13 protein-coding genes are annotated in these 15,596 nt (G+C 66.6%); 6 read left to right on the top strand and 7 right to left on the bottom strand.

All coding sequences use genetic code 11. The features are described 5' to 3' along the window. Window positions 1-1,032 (bottom strand): L-idonate 5-dehydrogenase, encoded by a 1,032-nt coding sequence (locus Q0996_RS09165; protein ID WP_299617960.1) that lies wholly within the window; start codon window positions 1,030-1,032, stop codon window positions 1-3. Between the two features lie 199 nt (window positions 1,033-1,231). On the opposite strand from Q0996_RS09165, the gene Q0996_RS09170 reads away from it, so the two are divergent. Continuing rightward, window positions 1,232-2,002 (top strand): SDR family oxidoreductase, encoded by a 771-nt coding sequence (locus tag Q0996_RS09170; RefSeq protein ID WP_299617963.1) that lies wholly within the window; start codon window positions 1,232-1,234, stop codon window positions 2,000-2,002. 45 nt (window positions 2,003-2,047) lie between these two features. Here Q0996_RS09170 and Q0996_RS09175 read toward each other — a convergent pair whose 3' ends face one another. From Q0996_RS09175 to Q0996_RS09190, 4 genes are all read right to left on the bottom strand, one after another. Beyond that, entirely contained in the window at window positions 2,048-2,887 is an 840-nt protein-coding gene (locus Q0996_RS09175) for a carbohydrate ABC transporter permease (protein WP_299617966.1), read from the bottom strand. Further along, window positions 2,880-3,824 carry a carbohydrate ABC transporter permease gene (locus Q0996_RS09180; RefSeq protein WP_299617969.1) on the bottom strand — a complete coding sequence of 315 codons (945 nt, stop codon included), beginning with the start codon at window positions 3,822-3,824 and terminating at the stop codon, window positions 2,880-2,882. Before Q0996_RS09180 ends, Q0996_RS09175 begins: the two co-directional genes overlap by 8 nt. Before the next feature lie 71 nt (window positions 3,825-3,895). Continuing rightward, window positions 3,896-5,242 carry an extracellular solute-binding protein gene (locus Q0996_RS09185; protein ID WP_299617972.1) on the bottom strand — a complete coding sequence of 449 codons (1,347 nt, stop codon included), beginning with the start codon at window positions 5,240-5,242 and terminating at the stop codon, window positions 3,896-3,898. Between the two features lie 55 nt (window positions 5,243-5,297). Further along, a complete protein-coding gene (locus tag Q0996_RS09190; RefSeq protein ID WP_299617976.1) occupies window positions 5,298-6,389 on the bottom strand; it encodes an ABC transporter ATP-binding protein in 1,092 nt (363 codons plus the stop codon). A gap of 130 nt (window positions 6,390-6,519) precedes the next feature. Between Q0996_RS09190 and Q0996_RS09195 the strand changes: the two genes are divergently transcribed. Continuing rightward, window positions 6,520-7,560 carry a LacI family DNA-binding transcriptional regulator gene (locus Q0996_RS09195; protein WP_299617979.1) on the top strand — a complete coding sequence of 347 codons (1,041 nt, stop codon included), beginning with the start codon at window positions 6,520-6,522 and terminating at the stop codon, window positions 7,558-7,560. On the opposite strand, the gene Q0996_RS09200 is transcribed toward Q0996_RS09195, so the two are convergent. Continuing rightward, window positions 7,557-8,561, bottom strand: a complete 1,005-nt coding sequence (locus Q0996_RS09200) for a GlxA family transcriptional regulator (RefSeq protein WP_299617982.1) — start codon at window positions 8,559-8,561, stop codon at window positions 7,557-7,559. The genes Q0996_RS09195 and Q0996_RS09200 overlap by 4 nt on opposite strands. A gap of 135 nt (window positions 8,562-8,696) precedes the next feature. Between Q0996_RS09200 and Q0996_RS09205 the strand changes: the two genes are divergently transcribed. The 3 genes from Q0996_RS09205 to Q0996_RS09215 are packed head-to-tail and all read left to right on the top strand — an operon-like array spanning window position 8,697 to window position 12,703. Beyond that, entirely contained in the window at window positions 8,697-9,857 is a 1,161-nt protein-coding gene (locus Q0996_RS09205; protein WP_299617985.1) for an acyl-CoA dehydrogenase family protein, read from the top strand. Between the two features lie 4 nt (window positions 9,858-9,861). Further along, complete coding sequence (locus Q0996_RS09210; RefSeq protein WP_299617988.1) at window positions 9,862-11,928, top strand: acetate--CoA ligase family protein; 2,067 nt, start codon at window positions 9,862-9,864, stop codon at window positions 11,926-11,928. Next, complete coding sequence (locus tag Q0996_RS09215) at window positions 11,921-12,703, top strand: carnitinyl-CoA dehydratase (protein WP_299617991.1); 783 nt, start codon at window positions 11,921-11,923, stop codon at window positions 12,701-12,703. The genes Q0996_RS09210 and Q0996_RS09215 overlap by 8 nt, the downstream gene beginning before the upstream one ends. Before the next feature lie 265 nt (window positions 12,704-12,968). Here Q0996_RS09215 and Q0996_RS09220 read toward each other — a convergent pair whose 3' ends face one another. Next, complete coding sequence (locus Q0996_RS09220) at window positions 12,969-14,375, bottom strand: short-chain fatty acyl-CoA regulator family protein (protein ID WP_299617994.1); 1,407 nt, start codon at window positions 14,373-14,375, stop codon at window positions 12,969-12,971. Window positions 14,376-14,514: 139 nt separating this feature from the next. On the opposite strand from Q0996_RS09220, the gene Q0996_RS09225 reads away from it, so the two are divergent. Then, on the top strand, window positions 14,515-15,596 hold a 1,082-nt coding region (locus Q0996_RS09225), incomplete at its 3' end, for an aminotransferase class V-fold PLP-dependent enzyme (RefSeq protein WP_299617997.1).

Below are 15,596 nucleotides of genomic sequence, written 5' to 3' on the forward strand. Positions count from 1 at the left end.
CTACGCGAAGGCGATCTGCGCCTTCATGACCTGGGAGCGGTCGCCGGCGAGTTCGAAGGCCTCGATGGCGTCGTCAATGCCGAGGGTGTGGGTGATCAGCGGCTTCACGTCGATCAGGCCCTTGGACATCAGTTCCACCGCCAGGAAGAACTCCTCGTGGAAGCGGAAGGAGCCGCGCAGCTCCAGCTCCTTGCCGGTGATCTGCATCATCGGCAGGGTCATGTCGCCGCCCATGCCGAGCTGCACCACCACGCCGCGCGGGCGCATCACCGCCAGGGCCGAGACCAGGGCCGGCTGCGCGCCGGAGGCCTCGTAGAGCACGTCGAAGTAACCCTTGCCGCCGGCGTAGTCGCCGAGGCCATCGGGCTCGGAGACCACGTTGATGGTGCGGTCGGCACCGGACTTGGCGGCGTGGGAGAGCGCCTTGTCCTCCAGGTCTGTGGCGACGATCTCCGCCGCGCCCGCACGCCGGGCGCTCAGCACCGCCAGCACGCCGATGGGCCCGCAGCCGGTCACCAGGACCCGCTTGCCCAGCAGATCGCCGGCCCGCCGCGTGGCGTGGAGCGCCACCGACAGCGGTTCGGCCATGGCCGCCTCGCCCGCCGTCAGCCCGTCGGCCTTCACGCACTGCGCCGCATCGGCCACCAGGGCCTGGCGAAAGGCGCCCTGAATGTGCGGAAAGGGCATGGCCGAGCCGTAGAAGCGCATGTTGAGGCAGTGGTTCGGGGCGCCCTCCAGGCAGTAGGCGCAGGACCCGCAGGGCCGCGAGGGATTGATCGACACCAGATCGCCGACCGACAGGCCCTCCACGCCGGACCCGAGCTCCGCGACCCGGCCGGAAACCTCATGGCCCAGCACCATGGGTTCCTTGATCTTCACCGGGCCGAAGCCGCCGTGGTTGTAGTAGTGCAGGTCGGAACCGCAGATGCCGCCGGCTTCCGTGCGGATCAGCACCTGGCCCTCGCCGGGGGCTTCGTCCTGCCAGTCCTCGGTGCGCAGGTCCTTGGGGGCATGGATCACGAGTGCGCGCATGGCTTTGCCTTTCCGCCGCTGTCTCTGGTCAACCGCATCGGAGGGGACTTCGGTCCCTCACCGCGGGTTCCGGTCTCCAAATCGAGGAGCCGGGCGCTTGGTCATTGACTGCCTCGATCTTATCGACAACAACCTCATTTGAAAATCGCCTCCCGGCCTTGTGAAAGGCCCACCCCCGCAGATACCGGATGCAATCCCCATGAACGCTTCGTCGCTTTTCGATCTGACCGGCCGCCGCTGCCTCATCACCGGGTCCAGCCAGGGCATCGGCTTCGCCCTGGCCCGGGGACTGGCCGGCGCCGGGGCCGAACTGATCCTCAACGGCCGCAATCAAAGCCGGCTGGCGGAGGCCGCGGACAAGCTGGAGACCGAGGGCGCCACTGTGCATCAACTGCCCTTCGACGTCACCGACCACGGGGCGGCCAAGGCCGCCGTCGACGGTTTCGAAGCCTCCGTCGGGCCCATCGACATCCTGATCAACAACGCAGGGCTCCAGAACCGGCGCCCGCTGGAGGACTTCGAGGCCGAGGACTTCGAGTTCATGATGAAGACCAACATCTCCTCGGTCTTCAATGTCGGACAGGCCGTGGGCCGTCACATGATCGCGCGGGGCCGGGGCAAGATCGTCAACATCTGCTCGGTCCAGTCGGCGCTGGCGCGCCCCTCCATTGCGCCCTACACCGCCTCCAAGGGGGCGGTCGCCAACCTGACCAAGGGCATGGCCACCGACTGGGCCAAGCACGGCCTGCAGATCAACGCCCTGGCGCCGGGCTACTTCAAGACCGAGTTGACCTCCGCGCTGGTCGCCGACGAAGCCTTCACGGGCTGGCTCACCAACCGCACCCCGGCTGGCCGCTGGGGCGACGTCGAGGAACTGGTGGGCGCTGCGATCTTCTTGAGCGCCGATGCCTCCAGCTTCGTCAACGGCCACATCCTCTACGTCGACGGCGGCATCACAGCCTGCTTGTAGGCTTGTTTCGACTGCCGTCGAAGCGGTCCCGGCCTGCCGAGAGGCTCAGCCCTTCACCGCGCCGGCGGTCATCCCGGCGATGATCTGCCGTGCGGCGAAGAAGGTGAACAGCAGTGGCGGGATGACGATCAGGGTGCCCATGGCCATGATGCGCCCCCACTCCACGCCAGTGTCGGTGATGAAGCCGGCGGCGCCCACCGGCAGGGTGCGGGTCTTTCGCCCGGTCAGTAGCAGCGCCAGGATGAACTCGTTCCAGGCGATTCGGAAGGCGAAGATCCCGGCCACCGCGTAGCCCGACTTCATCAGCGGCAGCAGCACCCGGAAGAAGACCTGAAGCGGCGAGGCGCCGTCGACGATGGCCGCTTCCTCCAGCTCCACCGGAATCTGCTTATAGAAGCCGAACAAGAGCCAGATGGCGAAGGGCAGGTTGAGGGCGGTGTAGAAAAATGTCAGCACCGCCAGGTCGTTGTTGAGGCTGAAGGTGGCGACCATGGCGAACGCGGGCACCGCGAGCACCGCCGGGGGCACCATGCGCACCAGCAGGGTGGCGTTGGCGACGAAGCGCCGCCCCCGGAACTCGGTGCGCGCCAGGGCATAGGCGCAGAGCCCGCCGAGAAACAGCGTCAGGAAAGTGGAAAGGGTGGCGACGATGATGGAGTTGGTCAGATAGCGGTCGAACTTGCCGCGGGTCAGGATGTACTCGTAGTTCTCCATCGTGGGAAAGAAGAAGAACCAGACCGGAGTACCGTCGAAGATCAGCACCTCGTTCTTCAACGAGGTGGAGATCATCACCCAGATCGGCATCAGACAGATGGCGGCCAGGATGATCAGGCCGCCGTAGTGCATCCAAACCTTGCTTGCGCTGTCGAGGCGGCCGTTAGACATCTGACTTGTCCTTCATCGGATTGGTGATGACCAGAATGCCGAGGCTCAGCAGGAAGACGATGACGATAAGCAGCACCGAGATCGCCGAGGCATAGCCCAGCAGTTGCGCATCGAAGGCGCGGTTGTAGATATGCAGGGACAACAGTTCGGTCGCCCGCCCGGGCCCGCCGCCGGTCATGATGTACATCACCTCCAGCGCGCGGAAGACGTCGATCAGGCGCATCAGCAGGGCGATCACCAGGATCGAACGGATCATCGGCAGCTTCACAAGGAAGATCTGCTGCCACCAGTTGGCGCCGTCGATGCGCGAAGCCTCCAGCACCTCCGACGGCAGGGCCTGCAGACCGGCGATGACGATGATGAAAATGAAGGGCGTCCACTGCCAGATATCGGTGAAGACGATGGCGAAGAAGGCGAGATCCGCGTCACCCAGCCAGACCTGCGGTTCGATGCCGAACCACTGGACGAGATAGAAGTTGATCCAGCCGACCCGGGCGTCGAAGAGATAGCGCCAGATCAGGCCGACCACCACCGGCGAGACCATCAGCGGCAGGATGAAGATGGTGCGGAAGACGCTGGCGCCGCGGATCGGTTTCTCCAGCATCAGCGCCAGCGCCACCCCCAGCGCCATTTCGATGGTGATGGTCCAGAAGCCGAAGCGGAAGGTGACCCAGATGGATTCCCAGACATCGGGGTCGCCCAGCATGCGCACATAGTTGTCCAGGCCAACGTTGTCCGCCTTGGAGAAAGGTGTGCCGATCTTCCAGTCGTAGAAGGAAAGATAGAAGGCATCGATCACGGGGTAGAGCAGCCCCGCCATCATCACCAGAACCGCCGGCAGGATGAAGAAATAGGGCGTCAGCGCGCGCGAGTCGAAACGCGGCTGCGCCTGCTGCGGCAGATTCTCCTGCATGCGGGCTGTGGTGCTCTCAGCCATGGCCTCCTCGATGCCGGGTCACGAAACGGAGGGGCCGCGGCGGGCCCCTCCGCTCGAACCGAGCGCCGGCTCTACTGCCGGTACTTGGCCCAGCCGTAGTAGCCTTCGCGCTCCATGATCGCCCGGGCCTTCTCGGCCGCCGCGTCCATGATCGGCTGGATCGGCTTGTCGGTGGTGATCACCTCGGTGAGGGCCTGGCCCAGCACGTCGATGTTCAGCTCGTTCCACTCCGGGATCAGCGGACGCCAGTCCGGATCGGCGCAGGGAAGCTGCTCGGCCACCACCGGATACTCCGGAAACTGGTCGGCGAAGTGCTTGATGGTCGAGAGCCGGATCGGATCGCCGCCCAGTTCCACCATGCGCTTGTCGCCGGCCTTGGAGGTGATGTACTGGATGAACAGGAAGGCCGCTTCCTTGTTCAGGCTGTTGGCCGGGATGCCCACCGCGAAGCCGCCGGTCTCAGACCCGCAGCGCGAGCCGACGGGGTGCAGCGCGAAGCCCACCTTGCCGTCGATCTTGGAGAGCTTGGGATCGCGGGACATGGCGGCGATTTTCAGGGTGTCGATGTACATCGCCGCATCGCCCTGCAGGAAGGCGGCCGAGGCTTCGGAGAAGCCGTAGGAGGAGATGCCCGTAGGGCCGGTCTGGGCGATCTCGCGCATGATCTGCGCCGCTTCCACGCCGGCGGCGTTGTTGAACACCGGGTTCCATTCGTCGTCGAAGATCTTGCCGCCCAGGGGCGCCAGGTGCAGCAGCCAGCCGGCGGTCACCTGATGGCCGGTCTTGCCGCGGGAGGTGAGGGCGCCGACGCCGGTCTTTTCCTTGATCATCGGAAGAGCCGCGCGCAGTTCGTCATAGGTCTGCGGCGGCTCGATGCCGGCCTGCTCCAGCAGGTCCTTGCGGTAGGCCAGGATCGAGGTCTCGGCGCCGAAGGGAATGCCGTAGAGGCCGCCCGACTTGCCGGGCATGTAGCCCTTCTTGCCGCCGACCACGCCGCCGTTCTGCAGGTAGGCATCGGCAATATCGTCGATGTCGTACTGCGGGTCGACCAGCGCGCCGTTGGTGAACATCTGGCTAAGGGGCGTCAAGAGGCCCTTGGAGACGTACTCGCCCTTCCACATCACGACCCAGGAGACGACGTCGTATTCGCCCTCTTCCTTGGACATCTCCAGGATCTGTCGGTCGCGCAGCTTGAGATACTGCAGCGCGTCGATCTCCACCTCGATGCCGGTCTCCTCCATGAACTCCTCGACCAGGGTCTCGGCCTTCTGGAAGTGGCTGAGGGCCGGCCAGGAAACGACGATGGTCGTGCCCTCGTACTTCTCATAGGGATTGGCCGCGGCGGGCCCAGCCAAGAGAGCGGTCCCCAGTGCCGCGGCGGCAAGGGGTGCGGCCGCCAAAGCGATCCATGTCTTCATTGCATCCTCCCATCCAAGGTTCTTGTTCCAGCCCGCCATCCGCCGGGCACTTGTGTCACAGGGCCTGACCGCTGGCGCGGTCGAAGAGGTAAAGCCGGTCGGCATCGAAGAAATAGTCGCCGGAGGCCAGCGGCGCGGCATCGGGGCCGACATCCACCGAGGCGGTGACATGCTCCTCACCCACCATGGCCGCCAGGAACTGGCTCGAGCCGATGTACTCGGCCACGTCCACCTCCAGGCGGATCGGCGCCAGGTCCCCGTCGCCGGAGTCGCTGGCCGAGAAGTGCTCGGGGCGCAGGCCGACCACCACGTCGCGGCTCCGGGCACCGGTGGCGCGAGTCTTCATGCGCTGAGGAATCGGCAGGTCGAAACCGGCGCCGCGCACCCGCAGGTCGCCGGCCTGATCGGCGATCTCGCCCTGCAGGAGGTTCATCGACGGCGAGCCGATGAAGCCGGCGACGAAGAGATTCTCCGGCGCGGTGTAGACCTCCCGCGGCGTGCCGACCTGCTGGATGATGCCCTTGTCCATGATCACGATGCGGTCGGCCATGGTCATGGCCTCGATCTGATCGTGGGTCACATAGACCATGGTGCGCTCCAGGCGCTTGTGCAGCAGCGCCAGTTCGGTGCGCATGGTCGCGCGCAGCTTGGCGTCCAGGTTGGACAGCGGCTCGTCGAAGAGGAAGCAATAGGCGTCGCGGACGATGGACCGCCCCATGGCGACGCGCTGGCGCTGGCCGCCGGAGAGGTCTTTCGGCTTGCGGTCGAGGTAGGGCGTCAGCTCCAGCATGTCGGCGGCGCGGCGCACCCGCTCCTCGATCTCCGCCTTCGGCGTTCCCGCCAGGCGCAAGGCGAAGGACATGTTCCCGGCCACGTTCATGTGGGGATAGAGCGCGTAGGACTGGAAGACCATGGCGATGTCGCGCGCCTTGGGCGGCGCGTAGGTCACGTCCTTGTCGGCGATGAAGATGCTGCCGCCGGAGACGGTCTCCAGCCCTGCGATCATCCGCAGGGTCGTCGACTTGCCGCAGCCCGAAGGGCCGACGATGACCACGAACTCGCCCTCGGCGATGCTCAGATCCAACTCGGGGATGACCACGATGGGGCCGTAGGCTTTGACCACCTGCCGCAGCATCACTCCGGACATGGTCAGCGTTCCTCCCAGTTGCGGAACCGGCTTGCCGCGGCCCCTTTCCTTCAAGCTAACAAGCTTTCTTGTAGCACAGCAACGCAAAAATGTCATACGCTAACATTTTCGGCCAAGGCCACGGGGAAAGATGGCTAGACGGCAGGCAGAGGCGCGGACCGGCAAGCGGCTCTCCAGCGGCACCGGTACGCTGAGTGAGGTGGCCAAGACCGCCAGTGTCAGCGAGATGACCGTCTCGCGGGTGCTGCGCGGCAAGACCAACGTCTCGCAGAAGACACGCACCCGCGTGCTGGACGCGGTGAAGACCCTGGGCTATGTGCCCAACCGGCTCGCCGGGGCCCTGGCTTCGGCCAAGTCGATGCAGCTCGCCGTGGTCATTCCCTCGCTGCGCAACATCGTCTTCCCTGAACTGCTGGCCGGAGTCACCGACGCCCTGGACTCCGCCGGCTATCAGGCGGTGATCGGCGTATCGGAATACGACCTGGAGCGCGAGGCCAAACTGGTGACGGCGATGATTTCCTGGCGGCCGGCAGGCATCGTCATCACCAACGCCTACCACCACCCCGATGTCGTCAGCCTGCTCACCGCCACGCCGGCGCCGGTGGTCGAGGTCATGGAGTTGACCCGGAATCCCATCGACATGTGCGTCGGTCTCAACCACCGCAAGGCCGGGGCGGTGACGGCAACACGGCTCCTGGACAAGGGCTATCGCCGCTTCGCCTATCTGGGCTGCGATCTGGAAACCGACCTGGCGGCCAGCAAGCGCTTCAAGGGCTTCGTCGAGACCGTCCGCCAGGGCGGCGGCGCGATGATCGCCAAGCTCACCGTCGACGAAGCCTCCAGCGTCGGCCTCGGCCGCAAGCACATGGCCGATCTGCTGGCCCAGTCCTCACAGATCGAAGCCGTCTATACCTCAAACGACGCCGTGGCCAGCGGCGCCCTGATGTACTGCCTGGCCAAGGGCATAGCGGTCCCACAGTCGGTGGCCATCGCCAGTTTCAGCGGCCTGGAGCTGGGCCAGTCGATGCCCCTGCCGCTCACCACCGTGCGCTCCCCGCGCTACCGCATGGGCCGGCTCAGCGCCAAACGGATTCTCGACCGCCTGAACGGCAAGAAGACACCCCGAGTGACCGACGCCGGCTTCGAGTTCGTCGAAGGAGCCACGACCTAGCTGCTCGCTGTTCCTGCTGCGCCCGGGCTCTCGCCGAGAGCGGCTTGCCGATAGTGCCGCGGGCTGACCCGGAAGCTGGCCTTGAAGCTGCGGGAGAAGGCCGCCAGCGAGCCGAAGCCGGCGCGCAGGGCGATCTCCTGCATGGGCAAACGGGTATCCAGAACCAGCCGCCGCGCCGCCTGCAGCCTGAGGCGCAGATAGAAGCGGCCCGGCGTGCTGCCCAGAGCCCGTTGAAACAGGGTGTCCAGCGTCCGCGCCGACATCCCCAGCCGCCGCGCGATGGCGGCGACGGTCAGGGGCTCGTCCAGATGGCTTTCCATCAGGCGGATCGCTTCGGCTACCCGCGGCTCGTCGCCGCTGAGGCGACCGAGCGCGACCAGATGCTGCGCCTCGGCCGCGGTCTTGGTGCCCTCGTAGATGAAGGCGCTGGCCACCTCCAGGGCCAGAGGGTAGCCGTAACGCTCCCGGATGATGTGCAGCATCAGATCGAAGGTGGGAGACGCTCCGCCGGCGGTGAGGATCTCGCCGTCGACGACGAAGCGATCCGGCTTCACCTCGACAAAGGGAAACTCTGCCTGAAAGTCCTCCAGGGTTTCCCAATGGATGGTCGCCGCCCTGTTGTCCAGCAGGCCGGCGCGGGCCAGCACCCAGCTTCCCGTTTCCACCGCCGCCAGCGCGCCGTAGCGGCGGGCACAGCGGCGCAGCATCAGCCGCTCCGGCTTTCCGACGTGACGGTCATGGTTGAAGCCGCCGACCACGACGAGGAGGTCTCCGCCGGTGGCGGCCGACAGCCGAAGGTCGGCCGGAACTTCCACGCCGCAGGTGGTGCGCAGGGGGCCGCCGTCGAAGCTGGCAATCTGCCACCCGAAGAGCGCGCGCTTGGCCATGCGGTTGGCGGCCCGCAGCGGATCGAGAGCCGAGGCCACCGACATCAGAGAGGACTCGGGCAGGATCAGATAGGTGACTGCGAGCGGGCGGTCGGACGGCTGAAGCAAGGTCATTTGCCGAAATAATCAAATTACCTGCGATTTCTGTCAAACACTCTTGGGCCGTCTTGGCATTATCGGCGGTTCACGCACCGGCCGCAGCCGGCTGCGAGGGCCCACGATCAAACCCGAGGGAGGCAGCGCAGCGCCATGCACTTCGGCCTGTCCGAGACGCAGCAGATGATCGTCGACACTGTGCGCCGCTTTGTCGAAACGGAGATCTATCCCCACGAGGCGGCGGTGGAGAAGAGCGGCCAGGTCCCCGCGGAACTGGGCCAGGAAATCAAGCGCAAGTGCCTGGAGCTGGGCTTCTTCGCCGCCAACCTGCCCGAAGAGGTGGGCGGCGGCGGGCTCGGCCATCTGGACTTTACCCTGCTGGAGCGCGAACTCGGCCGCGGCTCCCAGGCGCTCACCGTGTTCTTCGGCCGGCCGTCGGGCATCCTCATGGCCTGCGAAGGCGAGCAGCGGGAGCGCTACCTGCTGCCGGCGGCACGCGGCGAGAAGTTCGACGCCCTGGCCATGACCGAACCCGATGCCGGCTCCGACGTGCGGGGCATGAAGTGCGCGGCGCGCGAAGACGGCGGCGACTGGGTGGTGAACGGCTCCAAACACTTCATCAGCCACGCCGACATCGCCGACTTCGTCATCGTCTTCATCGCCACCGGCGAGGAGGAGACCGCCCGCGGCCCCAAGAAGCGCATCACCTGTTTCCTGGTCGACCGCGGCACCCCGGGCTTCGAGATCCGCCCGGGCTACGCCTCGGTCAGCCACCGCGGCTATCACAACTGCATTCTCAGCTTCGACAATTGCCGCCTGCCCAAGACCCAGGTCCTGGGCGAGGTCCACCGCGGCTTCGACATCGCCAACCAATGGCTCTACGGCACCCGTCTGACGGTCGCGGCCATGTGTGTCGGCCGCGCCCGCCGGGCCTTCGAACTGGCCCTGCCCTACGCCGCCGAGCGCCGGCAGTTCGGCCAGCCCATCGGCCGCTTCCAGGGCATCTCCTTCAAGCTCGCCGACATGGTGACGGAGATCGACGCCGCCGACTGGCTGACCCTGGCCGCCGCCTGGCGGCTCGACGAGGACCTGCCCGCCAACCGGGAGATCGCCAGCGCAAAACTCTATGCCTCGGAAACGCTGGCCCGGGTCACCGACGAGGCGATTCAGATCTTCGGCGGCATGGGGCTGATGGACGATCTGCCGCTGGAGCGCTTCTGGCGAGATGCCCGGGTAGAGCGCATCTGGGACGGCACCTCGGAAATCCAGCGCCACATCATCTCCCGTGACCTGCTGCGCCCCCTGGGCTGCTGACCGCGTGCGCTCGGTTCAGCGCCTGCTGCACCCGAAGTCAGTCGCCGTGATCGGCGGGGCGGAGGCCGCCGCGGTGATCGAGCAGTGCCGGCGCCTGGGCTATGCCGGCGACATCTGGCCGGTGCATCCGACGCGCGCGCAGGTCGGCGGCCTGCCGGCCTACCGCTCCGTCGAGGCGCTGCCCGCCGCCCCCGATGCCGCCTTCGTCGGGGTCAACCGGCGAATCACCGTCGAACTGGTGAAGGCCCTAGCGAAGAAAGGTGCCGGCGGGGCGGTCTGCTATGCCTCCGGCTTTCGCGAGGCCGATGGAGAGGGCGCCGACCTCCAGGCCGCCCTGGTCGCGGCCGCCGGCGCGATGCCGGTCATCGGCCCCAACTGCTACGGCCTGATCAACTACGGCCTGGGCGCCGGGCTCTGGCCGGACCAGCAGGGCGGCACGCGCCTGGAGGCGGGCGAGACGGGCGTCGCCATCATCACCCAGTCCTCCAACATCGCCATCAACCTCACCATGCAGCGCCGCGGCCTGCCGCTTGCCTACATGCTGACCGCCGGCAACCAGGCCCAGACCGGTCTGTCGGACCTGGCCCTGGCGGTGCTGGACGACCCGCGGGTGACGGCCCTGGGCCTGCATATCGAGGGCATCGATTCCGTCTCCGGGCTGGAAAACCTGGCGCAAAAGGCGCGGGCCGCCGGCAAACCCGTCGTCGTCATCAAGATGGGGGTATCCGAACAGGCACAAGCCGCCGGCCTCACCCACTCCGCCTCCCTGGCCGGCAACGACGCCGCCGCCGACGCCTTCTTCCGGCGCCTCGGCCTCGCCCGGGTCCACAGCCTGCCGAGCTTCCTGGAGACCCTGAAACTGCTGCACTGCGTCGGTCCGCTCGCCGGCTTCGCGCTCTCCTCCATGAGCTGTTCAGGCGGCGAGGCCTGCCTCATGGCCGATGCGGTGCAGGGGCGCCGCGTCACCTTCCGCGACCTGGCGGAGCCGCAACGTCAGGCCCTGCAAGAGGTGCTGGGGCCGCTCGTCACCGTCTCCCAGCCGCTGGACTATCACACCTACATCTGGGCCGACGTGCCGGCCATGACCGCCGCCTTCACGGCGATGTTCTCCGGCAGCTTCGACCTGAACCTCGTGGTGCTGGACTTCCCCCGCGAAGACCGCTGCGCCCCCGACCTTTGGTGGCGCACGGTCGAGGCGGTCGAAAGCGCCGCCCGAACCACCAAGGCCAAGGTCGCGGTCCTGGCCACACTCCCCGAGAACCTGACCGAGGACCAGGCCAAGGCGCTGATGGCGCGCGGGCTGGTGCCGCTCTGCGGCGTGACCGAGGCCCTGGACGCGGCGGAGGCCGCCGCCGCCATCGTTCAGGCCTGGGCGCAGCCCGCTCCGCCGCCGCTCCATCAGATCGCCGCGTCTCCTTCCGCCGAACCCGTGATGCTGGACGAAGCGGCGGCCAAGGAACGTTTGTCCGAACACGGGATCGCGATCCCGCATGGGCGCCGCGTCGCCGACCTCCCGGCGGCCTGTGAAGCAGCGGAATGCATCGGCTTCCCGCTGGCCCTGAAAGCGCTCGGTCTGGCCCACAAGACCGAAGCCCGGGCGCTGCGCCTCAACCTGCAGAGCCCAGAGGATCTGCAGCGGGCCGTCGAGGACCTGCGCCCCCTGGGCCGACCGCTCTACCTGGAGGCCATGGTCGCGGACCCGGTCTGCGAGATCATCGTCGGGCTCACCCGCGACCCGCAGTTCGGGATGGTGCTGACGCTTGGCTCCGGCGGTATTCTGGTGGAGCTTCTGGACGACAGCCGTTCGCTGCTGCTGCCTTGCGGCCGGTCGGAGGTCGAAGAGGCCCTCGACAGCCTGCGCAGCGCGCGCCTTCTCGAGGGCTACCGCGGCCGTCCGCCGGCGGACAAGGCGGCGCTGCTGGACCTGATCATGGCGGTGCAGGACTTCGCCCTCGGCGCGGGCAAAAGGCTGCTGGAGCTGGACATCAACCCGGTTATGGTCTGTGCCGAGGGCCAGGGTGCCTTCGCCGCCGACGCGCTTATCGTTCTGGAAGGAACTGCCCATGTCTGACGTGATCACGACACGCCGCGAGGGCGGCATCCTGCAGGTGACCCTGGACCGGCCCAAGGCCAACGCCATCGATCTCGCCACCAGCCGCCGGATGGGGGAGACCTTCCGGGACTTCCGCGACGATCCCGAGCTGCGGGTCGCCATCCTGGCCACCGCCGGCGACCGCTTCTTCAGTGCCGGCTGGGACCTGAAGGCGGCGGCGGCGGGCGATGCCGTGGACGGCGACTACGGCGTCGGCGGCTTCGGCGGCCTGCAGGAGTTGCGCGACCTCAACAAGCCGGTGATCGCCGCGGTGAACGGCATGGCCGTGGGCGGCGGCTTCGAGCTGGCGCTTTCCTGCGATCTCATCCTCGCCTCCGAGCACACGAGCTTCGCCCTGCCGGAGATCCGCGCCGGCACCCTGGCCGATGCGGCGACCGTCAAGCTGCCCAAGCGCATGCCCTATCACGTCGCCATGGACCTGCTGTTCACCGGGCGCTGGATGGACGTGGCCGAAGCTCACCGCTGGGGCCTGGTCAACGAGGTGCTGCCCACGGAAAAGCTCATGGACCGGGTCTGGGAACTGGCCCGGCTTCTGGAGTCCGGTCCACCCCTGGTCTTCGCCGCCATCAAGGAGGTGGCGCGCGAGGCTGAGGCGCGCGGGTTCCAGGATGCCATGAACCGCATCACCAAGCGCCAGTTCCCCACCGTCGACCGCCTTTACGACAGCGAGGACGGCCTGGAAGGCTTCCGCGCCTTCGCCGAGAAGCGCGACCCGGTGTGGAAGGGGCGGTAGAGCGCTGCAGTAGAAGCCGGTTTGGTGATTGACCTCGTGCTTCGAGACGCCGACTCAAACCGTCATTGCCGGACTTGTTCCGGCAATCCATCGCGGTCCGGGTTTCGGTCGTTCCATGGATCCCCAAAGAAGCGATGGGGGACAAGCCCGAGGGTGACGATGGGAGTAGGGATGGCTTTGGCAAATCACTGAAATCAAGGTGTTCATTTCGATTCAGGCTCCAAGTCCCCGCCCGCCTTAGTCTTTTGGTCACCCCTGCCCAGCATCACGATGAATAGCGGGTGGCACCGCGGCGGCGTTCGTCGACGGGACCGGGCAGCACGACGGCATGGTGCGCGCGCTGATCGCAATCCATGCGCGGGCAGACACGACAGTTGATCCCGATCTTCGTGATCGGCGTAGCGTGCAGACTCACCACGTCCGCATAGCAGACCGACTCCATGTGCTCGGTACCGCAGCCCACCGCGACGGCAAGGCGCACGTCCTGATACTGGCGGGCAAAGCTGGGCCGGTCGACGGTTCGGGAAAACACGAAGTACTGGCTGGAATCCGGCATCTCGACGAGCTGGGAGACGATCCGCCCGGGCGTCCGGAAGGATGTGTGCACATCCAGGCGCGGGCAGGCGCCGCCATACTCCGCGAGATGAAAGTCGGTGGCGTTGAACCGCTTGGTGACGTTCCCGGCCTTGTCGATCCGAAGAAAGAAAAACGGCACACCCTTGGCGCCGCGCCGTTGCAAGGTGGTGGCGCGGTGGCAGGCCTGCTCGAAACTGACTCCGAAGCGGGTGGCAAGATGATCGAAGTCGTACTTGCTGTCCCGCGCTTCGGTCATGAACGCCTTGTAGGGCATCAGAACCGCCGCGGCGAAGTAGTTGGCAAGCTCCACCCGGCAACGGGCGAGACCGACCGCATTGCTATGCCCGGCCTTCGACAGCAGCGCGTCAAGGGTGTCGCTGTTCTCCAGAAGGGCGGCGACATGGATAAGCTGAAAGACCCGGTTCGGATGATCGAGCGCCTCCGATAGCCGAACCTCGCGCCGCTCCTCGTCGTATTCGCGCAGCGTGTTCGGCATCTCGGTCACGGGAACCAGCCTGACGTGCAGACCCAGCCGATCCTGCAGCCGCGCCTTGACCTCGGCGTAAACATCGTCCGCAGCGACACGGCGCCCGTCCCAAAAGGCTTCGGCGGCCTTCTCGAGATCGGCGAAATAATTCTGATGCTGCCGGAAAAAGTTGTGGACCGTGGCCTCCGGAGAACTCGCCCGAAGCGACTGGGCCGCCTCTCCCGACCCCGAAAGGCTCATGAGCTGGTCGGTCGCCGACAGATAGGCCTGATGGAGCTTGAGAAAGCTGCTCGCCAGATCGGGACTGTGGGTCAGGGCCGCGCGCAGTTGCGGCAAATCGGGCCGCCCGGCATCGAAGATGGGGTCCTGCAAGGCGCCGCGCAGGTCGGCGAGGATCGCGGAGGTGTCGTCCTCGGCGATGTCGCGCCAGTCCACATCGTAGGTCTCGAAGAGCTTCAGGAGCACCGCGACGGAAACGCTGCGCTCGTTCTTCTCCAGCAGGTTCACATAGGACGTGCTGATCCCCAGCGCATCGGCCATCTGCGCCTGGGTCTGGCGGTTTTCGACTCTCAGTCGACGCAGCCTCGGTCCGATGAAGGTCTTGAGCATGGCGCCTCATCGCGAGAATTTCACAAATTTACATTACTGTCAATTTGTGAAATTTCGCATGCACAGCACGACCCGTAATTGTTTCGCGTTTTGAGGCGGTGCGGGCAGTGTCCGCGGACATCCAGGAGGAGATGCCGTGATGCGAACTGGTCAGACTCATCTTTTCATTCCCGGGCCCACCAACGTTCCCGAGGACGTTCGTCAGGCGATGAACGTGCCGATGCAGGACATGCGCGCGCCCGATTTCGGCGACCTCACCCTGGGGCTCTTCGCCGATCTCAAGTCGATCGTCAGAACCGAAACGGGATCGGTGATGATCTTTCCCGGATCGGGCACGGCGGCCTGGGAAGCGGCGATCACCAATACCCTGAACCCCGGCGACAAGGTTCTGATGTCCCGCTTCGGTCAGTTTTCGACGCTTTGGGTGGAGATGGCCGAACGGCTCGGACTGGATGTCGAGGTCATTGACGTCCCCTGGGGCGGCGGCGTGCCTCATGCGGAATACGCCCGCCGCCTTGCCGCGGACGTCGGTGACGAGATCAAGGCCGTCTTCGTGACCCACAACGAAACCGCAACCGGCGTCACCTCCGATGTGCCGGCCGTGCGCCGCGCGCTGGACGAGAGCTATCACAATGCCCTGCTGTTCGTCGACGGCGTGTCCTCGGTCGCTTCCATCGACTTCCGGATGGACGACTGGGGGGTCGACCTCGCCGTCACCGGCAGCCAGAAGGGCCTGATGCTGCCCGCCGGGCTCGGCATCCTCGCGGTCAGCGAAAAGGCGCTCGAGGCGTCGAAGACGGCGAGCCTGCGCCGCGCCTACTTCGAATTCTCCGACATGCTGAAGATGAACGCCGACGGCTACTTCCCCTACACGCCGCCGACCCAGCTGCTGCTCGGTCTGCGCGCCGCGCTGGATCTGCTGTTCGAGGAAGGCCTCGAGAACGTCTTCGCGCGGCACCGGCGTTTGGCCGAGGGCGTGCGCCGCGGCGTTCACGCCTGGGGAATGGAGCTCTGCGCCGCCGCGCCGCATTGGCGCTCGGACACGGTGAGCGCGATCCGGACGCCCGAACATGTCGACGCGCGCGAGGTGATTCGCATCGGCTATGAGCGCTATCGCACCTCCTTCGGCTCAGGGCTCAGCCAGCTCGCCGGCAAGGTGTTCCGCATCGGCCATCTCGGCGATCTGAACGAGGTGATGGGCCTTGCGGCGCTGGCCAGCGC

The sequence above is a fragment of the Pelagibius sp. genome (assembly GCF_028289705.1).
Taxonomy (GTDB): Bacteria; Pseudomonadota; Alphaproteobacteria; order Kiloniellales; family Kiloniellaceae; genus Pelagibius.

Excerpts from the sequence above, each read along its gene's own strand:
- Q0996_RS09165 (WP_299617960.1), bottom strand. The coding sequence starts at position 1,032 with ATGCGCGCACTCGTGATCCATGCCCCCAAGGACCTGCGCACCGAGGAC.
- Q0996_RS09170 (WP_299617963.1), top strand. The coding sequence starts at position 1,232 with ATGAACGCTTCGTCGCTTTTCGATCTGACCGGCCGCCGCTGCCTCATC.
- Q0996_RS09175 (WP_299617966.1), bottom strand. The coding sequence starts at position 2,887 with ATGTCTAACGGCCGCCTCGACAGCGCAAGCAAGGTTTGGATGCACTAC.
- Q0996_RS09180 (WP_299617969.1), bottom strand. The coding sequence starts at position 3,824 with ATGGCTGAGAGCACCACAGCCCGCATGCAGGAGAATCTGCCGCAGCAG.
- Q0996_RS09185 (WP_299617972.1), bottom strand. The coding sequence starts at position 5,242 with ATGAAGACATGGATCGCTTTGGCGGCCGCACCCCTTGCCGCCGCGGCA.
- Q0996_RS09190 (WP_299617976.1), bottom strand. The coding sequence starts at position 6,389 with ATGTCCGGAGTGATGCTGCGGCAGGTGGTCAAAGCCTACGGCCCCATC.
- Q0996_RS09195 (WP_299617979.1), top strand. The coding sequence starts at position 6,520 with ATGGCTAGACGGCAGGCAGAGGCGCGGACCGGCAAGCGGCTCTCCAGC.
- Q0996_RS09200 (WP_299617982.1), bottom strand. The coding sequence starts at position 8,561 with ATGACCTTGCTTCAGCCGTCCGACCGCCCGCTCGCAGTCACCTATCTG.
- Q0996_RS09205 (WP_299617985.1), top strand. The coding sequence starts at position 8,697 with ATGCACTTCGGCCTGTCCGAGACGCAGCAGATGATCGTCGACACTGTG.
- Q0996_RS09215 (WP_299617991.1), top strand. The coding sequence starts at position 11,921 with ATGTCTGACGTGATCACGACACGCCGCGAGGGCGGCATCCTGCAGGTG.
- Q0996_RS09220 (WP_299617994.1), bottom strand. The coding sequence starts at position 14,375 with ATGCTCAAGACCTTCATCGGACCGAGGCTGCGTCGACTGAGAGTCGAA.